This window comes from Thioalkalivibrio sp. ALE16, from assembly GCF_000381305.1.
GTDB lineage: Bacteria > Pseudomonadota > Gammaproteobacteria > Ectothiorhodospirales > Ectothiorhodospiraceae > Thioalkalivibrio.
Window position 1 is genome coordinate 1 of record NZ_KB906383.1, and the last position, 11,074, is coordinate 11,074.

At 69.3% G+C, this 11,074-nt stretch carries 9 protein-coding genes and 1 pseudogene; 2 read left to right on the forward strand and 8 right to left on the reverse strand.

Going from position 1 to position 11,074, the window contains the following annotated elements; genetic code table 11:
* The first annotated feature begins 215 nt into the window (after positions 1-215).
* A pseudogene (locus F627_RS17265) lies at positions 216-422 on the forward strand (hypothetical protein).
* Between the two features lie 266 nt (positions 423-688).
* Here the strand turns inward: F627_RS17265 and dnaQ are convergent.
* From dnaQ to F627_RS0115265, 3 genes are read right to left on the reverse strand one after another with little or no spacing between them, the layout of a single operon-like run.
* Complete coding sequence (gene dnaQ / locus F627_RS0115255; RefSeq protein ID WP_019584568.1) at positions 689-1,399, reverse strand: DNA polymerase III subunit epsilon; 711 nt, start codon at positions 1,397-1,399, stop codon at positions 689-691.
* Between the two features lie 11 nt (positions 1,400-1,410).
* On the reverse strand, positions 1,411-1,872 hold the full coding sequence (gene rnhA, locus F627_RS0115260) for a ribonuclease HI (protein WP_018867128.1): 462 nt from the start codon (positions 1,870-1,872) through the stop codon (positions 1,411-1,413).
* Positions 1,865-2,626, reverse strand: coding sequence for a hypothetical protein (locus tag F627_RS0115265; protein ID WP_028485091.1), 762 nt, complete (start codon positions 2,624-2,626; stop codon positions 1,865-1,867). Before F627_RS0115265 ends, rnhA begins: the two co-directional genes overlap by 8 nt.
* Here F627_RS0115265 and F627_RS0115270 point away from each other — a divergent pair.
* Positions 2,625-4,205, forward strand: a complete 1,581-nt coding sequence (locus F627_RS0115270; RefSeq protein ID WP_026329870.1) for a LysM peptidoglycan-binding domain-containing protein — start codon at positions 2,625-2,627, stop codon at positions 4,203-4,205. The genes F627_RS0115265 and F627_RS0115270 overlap by 2 nt on opposite strands.
* A 91-nt stretch (positions 4,206-4,296) precedes the next feature.
* On the opposite strand, the gene F627_RS0115275 is transcribed toward F627_RS0115270, so the two are convergent.
* The 5 genes from F627_RS0115275 to mutL form a co-directional block, all read right to left on the reverse strand.
* Positions 4,297-5,721: a rhodanese-like domain-containing protein gene (locus tag F627_RS0115275; protein ID WP_019584569.1), complete on the reverse strand. Its 1,425-nt coding sequence runs from the start codon at positions 5,719-5,721 to the stop codon at positions 4,297-4,299.
* Positions 5,722-6,162: 441 nt separating this feature from the next.
* Complete coding sequence (gene hflX, locus F627_RS0115280; protein WP_019584570.1) at positions 6,163-7,494, reverse strand: ribosome rescue GTPase HflX; 1,332 nt, start codon at positions 7,492-7,494, stop codon at positions 6,163-6,165.
* 18 nt (positions 7,495-7,512) lie between these two features.
* Positions 7,513-7,767 (reverse strand): RNA chaperone Hfq, encoded by a 255-nt coding sequence (hfq, locus tag F627_RS0115285; RefSeq protein WP_018141991.1) that lies wholly within the window; start codon positions 7,765-7,767, stop codon positions 7,513-7,515.
* 127 nt (positions 7,768-7,894) lie between these two features.
* Positions 7,895-8,863 (reverse strand): tRNA (adenosine(37)-N6)-dimethylallyltransferase MiaA, encoded by a 969-nt coding sequence (gene miaA, locus F627_RS0115290; RefSeq protein ID WP_019584571.1) that lies wholly within the window; start codon positions 8,861-8,863, stop codon positions 7,895-7,897.
* Complete coding sequence (mutL, locus tag F627_RS0115295) at positions 8,863-10,755, reverse strand: DNA mismatch repair endonuclease MutL (RefSeq protein WP_019584572.1); 1,893 nt, start codon at positions 10,753-10,755, stop codon at positions 8,863-8,865. The genes miaA and mutL overlap by 1 nt, the downstream gene beginning before the upstream one ends.
* Between the last annotated feature and the right edge of the window lie 319 nt (positions 10,756-11,074).

Consider the following 11,074-nt stretch of genomic DNA (forward strand, 5'->3'; position numbering starts at 1 on the left):
CCAAGAAACACGCCCGACTGCCGCGACCCCGGCCCGCTGTGCGGGCCGGGGTTTCCCTCGCTCCGAGGCTTTTCGCGGGCGGCGCTGAACTCGCTACGCTGCGCTTCGCTCAGACATCCAGCGCCTCTGATCCCGCGAAAACCCTCTCCGCTCGGCGCGACGACAACGGGGGTTCAAAGTCAAGACAACGGCCGTCCTAGCAATCGTGCCTGTGGATGAAGGCTGGGTCTTCGGACATCCTGGGCACGCTCGGCCTGCGGCCGTTGCGTGCCGCGCCCGCGTAGCGGGCGCCGGGGGCTTTCGGATGGCAATAACTATTGTTGTGTCGTGGGGCTGGAATACCTTCTGTCTTGACCTTCCCCTCCCGTATGGAGCCCCTCGCGGAGGGCGTGATGGGCCGGGAGAAGGCGCTGGATGTCTGAGCGGAGCCGCAGGCGCAGCGAGTTCAGCGCCGCCGGCCCGAGAGCCCTGGAGCAAGGTTCCCGGGCGAAATCCGGGTGCCCTTCTTTGGGTCCTTTCTTGGGCAAGCAAGAAAGGACCTCGGGGCGCGCTGGCGAGTCAGCGCCGGGCAGGTTGCGGACCGAAGGCACGTAAACACCGGAGGACGAACCAGGCCTAGCCACAACAGGGCAGGCGGCCGAGCGAAGGCACCAGAAGGCCGGAAAAGCTCCGCCGCCGGACGACGGAATCAGGCGTTGGCGCGCCAGCGGCAGGTGCCGCCGGCTGCCTCGTCGAGGGTCTGCAGGAGCGCCTCGTGCGCCGCCTGCTCCTCCGGCGTCGGCTCGATCACCGGAAGCGGCTTGCCCGAACGGCGCGCCTGGACGGGCCCGGCCGCGGCGTCGCCGTCACCCCCGGCATCCAGCGTCAGCGCCACCTGCCCCCCGGTCATCGCCAGATAGACATCCGCCAGCAACTCGGCATCGAGCAGCGCGCCGTGCAGCGTACGCTCGGAACCGTCCACCTCGTAGCGCTTGCATAGCGCATCCAGGGAGTTGCGCGCCCCGGGATGCATGCGCCGCGCCATCACCAGCGAATCCAGCACGGTGCAGACCTCGGCCACCTCGGTCGCCGGCGCCGCATCGCCCAGCAGACGCAGTTCATGGTTGATGAAGCCGACATCGAACGGCGCGTTGTGGATGATCAGCTCCGCACCACGGATGAAATCGACGAACTCACCGGCCACGTCAGCAAAGCGTGGCTTGTCGGCGAGGAATTCGTTGGTGATCCCGTGGACCTCGACAGCGCCGGCGTCGATCTCGCGGTCCGGCTGCAGGTACTCGTGGAGCTTGCGCCCGGTGGGACGGCGGTTGTCCAGCTCCAGACAGCCGATCTCGATGATGCGGTGGCCGTCGCCGGGCTCCAGGCCCGTGGTCTCGGTATCCAGCACGATCTGGCGCATCGCGTTACCCCTCAGTTCTCGATCGGTTCACCGGCCAGCAGGGCGTCGATGCCCGCATTGGCCAGTTCATCGGCACGTTCGTTCTCCGGATGGCCGCTGTGGCCGCGCACCCAGTACCACTCGATATCGTGACGCTGGGCCTGCGCGTCCAGCGCCTCCCACAGGTCGCGGTTCTTGACCGGGGATCCGCTGGCGGACTTCCAGTTGCGCCGTTTCCAGCCGGGCAGCCACTCGGTCACGCCCTGCTTCACATACTTGGAATCCGTGACCAGTTCCACCTTGCAGGAGCGTTTCAGGGCCTCCAGCGCGCGGATGGCGGCGGTCAGTTCCATGCGGTTGTTGGTGGTCTCCGCCTCGGCGCCGTAGAGCTCGCGCTCGCGCCCGCCGAAGCGCAGGATCGCGCCCCAGCCGCCGGGACCGGGATTGCCGCGGCAGGCCCCGTCGGTATAGATGTACACGCGTTCGTCAGCCATGCGTTCGGCGGGCTCCGGAATGATCGGTGCGCGAGGATACCAGCCCCGGCCGCATCGCGGGGTTGGGCATCGCGAAGCGGAACCGCTGTGCCGGGCGCAGGGGCATGTCCACACGTTTGTGGGCGACGGTCAGGATCATGCTGGCCAGCGGTGGCAGGCCGCGCAGGGTCCAGGCGTCCATGGTCGCCAGGCGCTTTTGCCAGGCGGCGGGCAGCCCCGGCGGGAGCAGGCTCAGGCTCCACTGATCGAGGACCTCCAGATCCGCCGCCTCCAGTAGCTCGCGATACTGGCGCCGGCGCAGTCCCTCGGGCACCGGTGAGGCGCGCACGCCGTTGCGCCCAACGTGCTGCAGGCGGTTGCCCTCCAGCAGAAACACGCGCCCCTCGGGTTCCAGCACGCGGGCCGCCTCGGCCACCACCGCCTCCGGATGGTCGCTCTGCGCGCAGGGATGGGCCAGCACGATGCGCCGGGCGCAGTCGGACTCCAGCGGCCAGGCCTCCGGGTCCATGCGCAACACCGGATGCGTCGAGGCAATGCGGACCAGCGGCGCCTGCAGGGCGTCGCTGTCCTCCAGGATCGGCACCGGGGCCAGCTCCACGGCCAGGTCGCCGGGGCCCGGGTCACCGTAGCGACGAATGCGTTCCAGAAAGCGCTCGCGGACCCTGCGCCCCTGGGGCTGGGCGTACCAGTGCGCCAACCAGTTCAGGAACGGGTCTTGGTGATCCCCCATCTCTGGTTTATCCTCCAGCGCCATGAAACTACGCCTCCACTCGCGGCTGACCACCGCCATGACCCTGGGCCTGACGGCACTCTTCGCCTCTGCCTGTAGCCTACACGACTCCGAGCGCACGCTGGATACCTCGGCGGCGGATCAGCCCATCGTGGAACCGCGCACCACCGAGGATGTGCAGGCCGCGATGGAACGCCAGAGCCGCGACGCCGCACAGCGCGCCGCCGAGACGGATGACCTGTGGGAGCGCGCGCGCCTGGGCTTCGGCTTCAACGATGCGCTGGACCACGAACGCGTGGAGCGCTACATCCAGCACTACCGCGACCACCCGCGCATTATCGAACACAGCACCCGGCGGGCGGAGCCCTTCGCCTACTTCATCCTGTCGGAGATCGAGGCGCGCGACATGCCTGCCGAGCTCCTGCTGTTGCCGATCGTCGAGAGCGGCTTCGTCGCTCAGGCGACCTCGCGCAGCCGCGCGGCCGGGATCTGGCAGTTCATGCCGGCCACCGGCGACTACTTCGACCTCGCGCGCGACCACTGGTACGACGGGCGCCGCGATGTCTACAAGTCCACGCTGGCCGCGCTGGACTACCTCCAGGCCCTGCACCGCCGGTTCGACGACTGGTACCTGGCGCTGGCCGCCTACAACTACGGCCAGGGCAACATCCAGCGCGCGATCGACCGCAACGCCGCACGCGGCGAGCCCACCGACTACTGGAGCCTGGACCTGCCCGCCGAGCCCACCGCGTACATCCCGCGGCTGCTGGCCCTGCGCCACCTGTTCCTGGACCCGGACAGCCACGACATCGCCATCATGCCCATCGCCAACGAGCCGGCCCTGGAGATGATCGAACCCGGCCGCCAGGCGGACTTCTCGCTGATCGCGGAACTCGCCGATCTGGACACCGAGACCCTGAAGCAGCTCAACCCGGGCTATCACCGGCACGCCACCCACCCCGGCGGCGCGCAGCACCTGTTCGTCCCGCGCGAGGCCCTTCCGGTCCTCGAGACGGCACTGGAGACACGCGATGACGAACCCCTGATCCGGTTCCGGGAGTACACCGTGCGCATGGGCGACAACCTGGGCCGGATTGCCGAACGCACCGGCACCCGGGTGGCGGTGCTGCGCGACATGAACAACCTGAACGGCGACCTGATCCGCGCCGGGCAGACGCTGCGCCTGCCAGCCAGCGCCTCCGGCGAGGACACCCCGGTACAAGTTGCCGGCGACAACGGCCAGCCCGCCGAGGATTACGAGGTCCAGCCGGGTGACAGCCTGTGGCACATCAGCCAGCGGACCGGCATGTCCATCGGGGCCCTGCGCTCCGCCAACGGTCTGGAGCCAGACGCGATCCTGCGCCCGGGCGACACCCTGAAGGTCGTGCGCGCCGATCCCGAGCGTGGCCCCGATGGCCGGCGCGTCGAATACGAGGTCCGCCCCGGCGATTCCCTGTCGACCATCGCCCGTCGCCACCAGGTCAGCATCGGGGATCTGCGCCGCTGGAACGGGCTGAACGGCGACGGCATCCGCGCCGGCGAGACCCTGACCCTGTACCTGGCCAGCGCCGACCGGGAGACCCTGGCCCAGGGCGACGCCTGAAACAAGGCGCCCCACGAAAAAGCCCCGGGCAGGACCCGGGGCTTTTTCGTGGGGAAGCGGGCGGCGCCTGCCGCCCGCGCGACACCGGAGATCAGGCGGCCCGGCGATCGCCCTCGCCGCTGGCATCCACTCGGTCCCAGGCCTGCATGCCACCCACCACGTTGTACACCTGGTGGTAACCCAGGCGCTGGAGGATGGATCCCGCCACGGTGGAGCGGTAGCCACTGCCGCAGACCACCGCCACCGGCTCGGCCTTGTCGATCCCGGGGATGCCGGTGCGGGTATCGGCCACCGGCTGATTGACCGCGGCCTCCGCATGGCCGGCCTCGAACTCGGAGACGGCCCGAACATCGACCAGGCGCAGGCGCCCGTCGGCGATCGCGGTCCGCGCCGCCGGGGCATCCAGCTGGGCAAGCGTGGCCAGGGGCAGGCCGGCACTGGCGTATGCCGCCATGCCGCCGCGGACAAAGCCCTCGATATAGTCACGGCCGGTGCGTACCAGCTGGCGCACGGCCTGCTCGATCACCGCGGGATCCCCGTTCCGGTCCACCAGCACGATCGGGGTATCGTCCGGCGTGACCCAGCCGGCCCAGTTGGCGAAACCACCGTCGATGCCGATGCCCAGGGCCCCGGGGATATGACCGCCGCCAAAGGCCAGCGGATCGCGCAGGTCGATCACCGTCACCTCGCCGGCGGCGGCACGGCTCGAAACCGCGTCCGGGTCCAGGGCCGTCATGCCAGGCAGCGGGATCACCGCCTTCGGCCCCTCGGAGTTGATCCGCTTGTTGCGCGGATAGAAATCGGGGATCGGCGGCAGCCCGTTCAACAGCTGGTGCACAAAGGCGTCCTCGTCCAGCGACGGATCCAGGTACGGGTTGGTCCGACGCTCGTAGCCGAGCGTGGAGACCGGCCGACCGGCCATCCCGGCGCCACAGGCGGAGCCGGCACCGTGGCCCGGATGCACCTCGACCCCGTCAGGCAGATCCGCCAGCTTCTCGCGCACGCTGTGGAACATCTGCCGCGCCAGCGCCTGCTTGGCCTCCTCGCCGAGCAGGTCCGGCCGACCCAGGGAGCCCACGAACAGGAAGTCACCGGTGATGATCGCGATCGGGTCCTCGCCGGAGCGGGCCCCGTCATAGACCACGAACATCAGGTGTTCCGGGGTGTGCCCCGGTACATGGCGGGTCTCGATGCGCACATTGCCGAGCTGGATCCCATCCCCCTCGACCAGGTCCTCGTGCGGGAACTGCACCTGGAAATGCTCGCCCGCATCGTGCCCGGACAGCAGCAGACGGGCGCCGGTCTTGTCCGCGAGTTCGCGGGCGCCGGAGGCGAAATCGGCGTGGATGTGGGTATCCATCACGCGGGTGATGCGATAGCCGTTGCGTTCGGCATAATCCAGGTACACGTCGACGTCGCGCTGCGGATCGATCACGGCGATCTCGCCGCTGCCCTGGCAGCCGACCACGAAGGAATGCTGGGACAGGCCGGGATCGACAAAGCGTTCAAATATCATGCGGAACTCCTCGCGTTGGCTTTTGCATGAATGTCCGACTATTTTGGTCAGGTATTAGCGCAAAAGTTCCTGGCCACGCGACCCCGCACACCGGGAGCGCCCTCGATCCGCCGGCTGTATCCACCACGAAGCTCACGAAGGCACGAAGGAGGTCAAGGTCAAAAGCGTATTAACCACAGAGGACGCGGAGTTCACGGAGAAAATCGAAAGATCTTCAGCCGATTAGATGGGAGCCGGTGTGTTCAACCCCGCTCGGGTGAGCGGCGAAGCCCCTGAGTCATGCTTGACCAGAATGGCCCCTTCTCTGTGTCCTCCGTGCCCTCCGTGGTGCAATCGCCCTTGACCTTCTTCGTGCCTTCGTGAGCTTCGTGGTCACTCTTGCTGATCGACAGAAGAGGAAGCGCTTGGCGATGGCGATCGGCGCGGAGGGCCGCGACGGGATTACGCGGGGGTATCGGATGCCCGGGGTTCCAGGCGGGCCGCCTCGGGGTCGAGGCCGGCGGTGCGGAAGAGCTGCTCGAAGCGGCGCTGCGGCAGGTGCAGGCGGAGCTGGATCGCCCCGTCCGGCGTGGTCTGTTCGGCCTCTACGGCCTTTTCCTCGTAGAGCTGGGCACGCAGCCGACCGGCCGCGGCCGGCAGCTCGAACCAGCCCTGGGTCATGGACTCGGTGAAGGTCTCGGCCAGGCGCTGTTCCAGGCGCGCCACTCCCTCGCCGGTACGGGCCGACAGCCAGAAGGCGTCATCCGCCAGGCCGAAGCGCTCGTCCGGATCCTCGGCCGGGTTCTCCAGCTGGTCGATCTTGTTGTAGACCCGCCAGCAGGGCACGTCCTCGGCACCGATCTCCGCGAGGACCTCCTCGACCTGACGGATGCGCGCCTCGCGCTCCGGGTCGGCGGCGTCGATCACGTGCAGCAGCAGGGCCGCCTCGCGGGTCTCGGTCAGGGTGGCCTTGAAGGCGGCGACCAGCTCGTGCGGCAGGTCGCGCACGAAGCCCACGGTGTCGGCCAGGATCAGTGACTGGTGCGGCGCCAGGTCCAGGCGACGCAGGGTCGGGTCCAGGGTCGCGAACAGCTGGTCCGCCTGATAGACGTCGGAATGCGTCAGACGATTGAACAGGGTGGACTTGCCGGCGTTGGTGTAGCCCACCAGCGAGACCGTGGGGATCTCGTTGCGCAGGCGCGCCTGGCGGCCCTGTTCACGGGTGCGCTCCACCTTTTCCAGGCGCCGCTCGATATGCTTGATGCGCCCGGCCAGCAGACGCCGGTCAGTCTCCAGCTGGGTTTCCCCCGGCCCGCGCAGGCCGATCCCGCCCTTTTGCCGCTCCAGGTGGGTCCAGCCACGCACCAGGCGCGTGGACATGTGGCGCAACTGCGCCAGCTCCACCTGGAGCTTGCCCTCGTGGGAACGGGCACGCTGGGCGAAGATGTCGAGGATCAGCCCCGAGCGGTCCAGCACCCGGCACTTCAGGTGGGCCTCGAGGTTGCGTTCCTGGCTGGGCGACAGGGCGTGGTTGAAGATCACCACGTCGGCGCCGGTGGCCTCCACCGCCTCGCGGATCTCGTCGGCCTTGCCGGCCCCGACAAACAGTTTCGGGTGCGGCCGGTCGCGGGAACCCCGCACCACCGCCTGGATCTCGGCCCCGGCGGAACGCACGAGCTCGTCGAACTCCTGGACCTGGGCCTCGATATCGGGGTTGTCCCCGATGTTCAGCGCGACCAGGACGGCCGCGTTGCCAACGGCGGCCTCGCCACCGCTCTCCGGACGCTCAAACAAGCCGGGGACCCGTCCTCATCAGGACTCGGCCTCCGCGGAGGCGGCCGCCTCGCCCTCGAGATTCATGTTCACCTGCCGGGCCGGGACGATCGTGGAGATGGCGTGCTTGTACACCATCTGCGAGACCGTACTGCGCAGCAACACCACGAACTGGTCGAAGGATTCGATCTGCCCCTGAAGCTTGATCCCGTTCACCAGGTAGATGGAGACCGGGATGCGGTCCCGGCGCAGCGCATTCAGGAAGGGTTCCTGCAACATTTGCCCTTTGGCCATCGGTGCGTTCCTTGATCGTTATTATTGGTTCGCGAGCCGTGCGAACGACTCTTTGCCGGCCCGCCGGTCGGCTTACCTGAAGCGTAGCATACCGGCTGCGGGTCGCCGTTCAACGCCCGGTCCGGCGTTATCCGGACGTCACCGCCGTCGCCGGCGCAGTACGAGCCGCGTCGATCGCCTCCAGAGCCTGCGACAGATCCGCGTGCTCCGCGTTCAGCCGCGCATGCAGCGGAAAGCGCCGCAAGCCGGTGAGCTGGCGCTTGGCCAGTTGCCGGGTCGCGGCGACGGCGCGTTCGCGAAAGGTCGCAAAGTCGTACTCCCCCGCCAGCCACTGCCAGCCCTGGCGATAGCCCACGGCCCGCTGCGACGGGTGCTCTGCGGTCAGTCCGGGCCGCCGGGTCAGGGCCATCAGCTCGTCGACGAATCCCGCCTCCAGCATCGCGTCGAAGCGCTGGGCGATCCGCGCCCGCAGGCGCTCCCGGTCCTCCGGCCACAGCGCCAGCGAAACCCAGCCGGACGGGACCTGCGCCGCCGCCCCCTGCTGGAAGCTCGACAGCGCACACCCGGTCGCCGCGTAGACCTCCAGCGCGCGCAGGATGCGTTGCGGATCGTTCGGGTGGATGCGCGCGGCGGCGGCCGGGTCCACGACCTTCAGCTCGGCGTGCAGGGCCGCGGCACCCTCGTGTTCCAGACGCGCTCGCACCGAGGTGCGCACCATCTCCGGCACCGGCGGGATCGCATCGAAGCCGTCCAGCAACGCGCGCAGGTACAGCAGCGTCCCGCCCGCCAGCAGGGCGATCCGGCCGCGCGCATGGATCGCATCGATCGCGGCGCGGGCATCGCGGGCGAAATCGGAGGCGTTGTAGGTGTCCTCCGGGTCGCGGATATCCAGCAAGTGGTGCGGAGCCCGGGTCCGCTCGGCCGCATCGGGCTTCGCCGTGCCGATATCCATGCCGCGGTAGACCAGCGCGGAATCCACGCTGACGATCTCCGCGTCCAGGGCCTCGGCCAGCGCCAGCGACAGCGCGGTCTTGCCGCTCGCGGTGGGGCCGGCCAGCAGCACGACTGGCGGCCGGCCCGCTTCCAGTTCGGCCATCAGCGCCCTCGCAGGAACAGGCGATCCAGCGCCGAGTGGTCCAGCTCCACCCAGGTCGGGCGACCGTGATTGCACTGGCCGGAGCGCTCGGTGGCCTCCATGTCGCGCAGCAGCTGGTTCATCTCGGGCAGGGTCAGGCGCCGTCCCGAGCGCACGGAACCGTGGCAGGCAATGGTGCCCAGCACCGCGTTCATCGCGCCCTCGGCCCGATGGCTGTAGCCCACCGCGGCCAGGTCGGCCAGCACGTCGCGCACCAGCTGGGCGGTGTCCTGTCCGCGCAGCAGGGCCGGCGCCGCACGCAGGGTCAAGGCCTCCGGACCGGCCCGGTCCAGCTCGAAGCCAAGCCCGGCCAGGAGGTCGGCGCGTTCCTCGGCCAGTTCCGCCTCGGCCGGGGTGACCTCCAGGGTCTCCGGTACCAGCAGCGGCTGCGAGGTCACTCGCGCCCCCTCCCACTCGCGCTTGAGGCGCTCGTAGGTGATGCGCTCGTGGGCCGCGTGCATGTCCACCACGATCAGGCCACGGGCGTTCTCGGCCAGGATGAAGGTCTCGGCCACCTGGCCCAGCGCGAACCCGAGCGGCGGCATGGAGTCGGCATCCGGGTCCGTCGCGGATGCCGTCGGCGCGGCGGCCGACGGCTGTTCGTAGGCGGCTGGTCGGGCCTCGGCCACCGCCGACGCCCCGCGGAACTCGGCCCAGGCCGCACCGAAGCCCGGATCGCGCCCGGATGGCTCCGGTCGCGCTTCGCGGGGCGGCGCGTACCCGCCATACCCGCCACCGGCGCCCGGCACGCCGAGCCCGGACAACGGGCGGTCCGTCGGTACCGGGCGGGACGCCTCCTGGCCCGCGAAGGCCGGCGCACCCCGCGACTCGGGCACCGCGGCGGCATGCCCGGCGTCTCCCGGGCGCAGGGCCGCCAGCGCCTTGTGCAGGCTGTGGAAGATGAAGTCGTGGACCATGCGCGATTCGCGAAAGCGCACCTCCTGCTTGGTCGGGTGCGCGTTCACGTCCACCTGGGTCGGATCCAGCTCCAGGTCCAGCACGAACATCGGATGGCGGCCATGGTAGAGCACATCCTGATACGCCTTGCGCACGGCCGCGGCCAGCACGCGATCGCGGATCGCACGGCCATTGACGAAGAAGAACTGCTGGTCGGGCTGGGCCCGCGACTGGGTCGGCGAGCCGAGCCAGCCGGACAGCGCCAGCCCGGCGCGCTGCTCGTCCACCGGCGTCGCATGCTCCAGAAAGGCATCGCCCAGCAGGGCGCGCACCCGTTCGCCCGGGTCTTCGGTGGCCGGCAGGTCCAGGGTCACGCGATCATTGTGGCGCAGGGTGAAGGCCACCTCGGGGCAGGCGACGGCCTGGGTGCGGATCACGTTCTCGCAGTGGTTGTATTCGGTGCGTTCGGTGCGCACGAATTTGCGCCGCGCCGGGACGTTGAAGAACAGGTCGCGGACCTCCACCGTCGTGCCCACTGGGTGCGCCGCCGGTGCGGCCTCGCGAAAGACGTCGGAGCCGTCCCCGGTCAGGCGCCAGCCATTGCGCTCGCCGTCGACCATGGAGGTCAGCGAGAGCCTGGATACGGAGGCAATGGACGGCAGGGCCTCGCCGCGGAACCCCAGGGTGTGCAGGGCCTCGAGGTCGTCCATGCAGGCGATCTTGCTGGTGGCGTGGCGCGACAGGGCCAGCGGCATCTCGTCGCGATAGACCCCGCTGCCGTTGTCGCTGATCTGGATCAGCCGGACACCACCCTGCTCCAGGCGCACGTCCACTCGCGTCGCGCCGGCGTCCAGGGCGTTCTCGAGCAGTTCCTTGACCACCGAGGCCGGGCGCTCGATCACCTCGCCGGCCGCGATCTGGTTGATCAGTTGTTCGGAGAGCTTTGCGATCGCCACGGGCGACACCTGGGGACAGAAAACCGGGTGCCTAGCCTAACCGGGGCGGCGCCGGAGTGCCTAGGGAGACGCTGATTGAATCGCACGTCCGCGTTGGTGCCCCCTGTTTTCCGAGACAAGGCGCGTCGTGCAGCGGGTAGTGGTTCTACCCGCAAGCGGCGCAACGCAGGATCGGGGAACAGGGGGCACCAACCCCACAAGCCATTGAAAGCAGGGGCTCGGCCGCTTTTGCATGCGCACGGCGTTGCGGCTCCCTTGTGCAGAATGACTGCACGGCAGTCACCGCGCCTTGTTCGCACGCAAAAGCGACTCGAGCGCG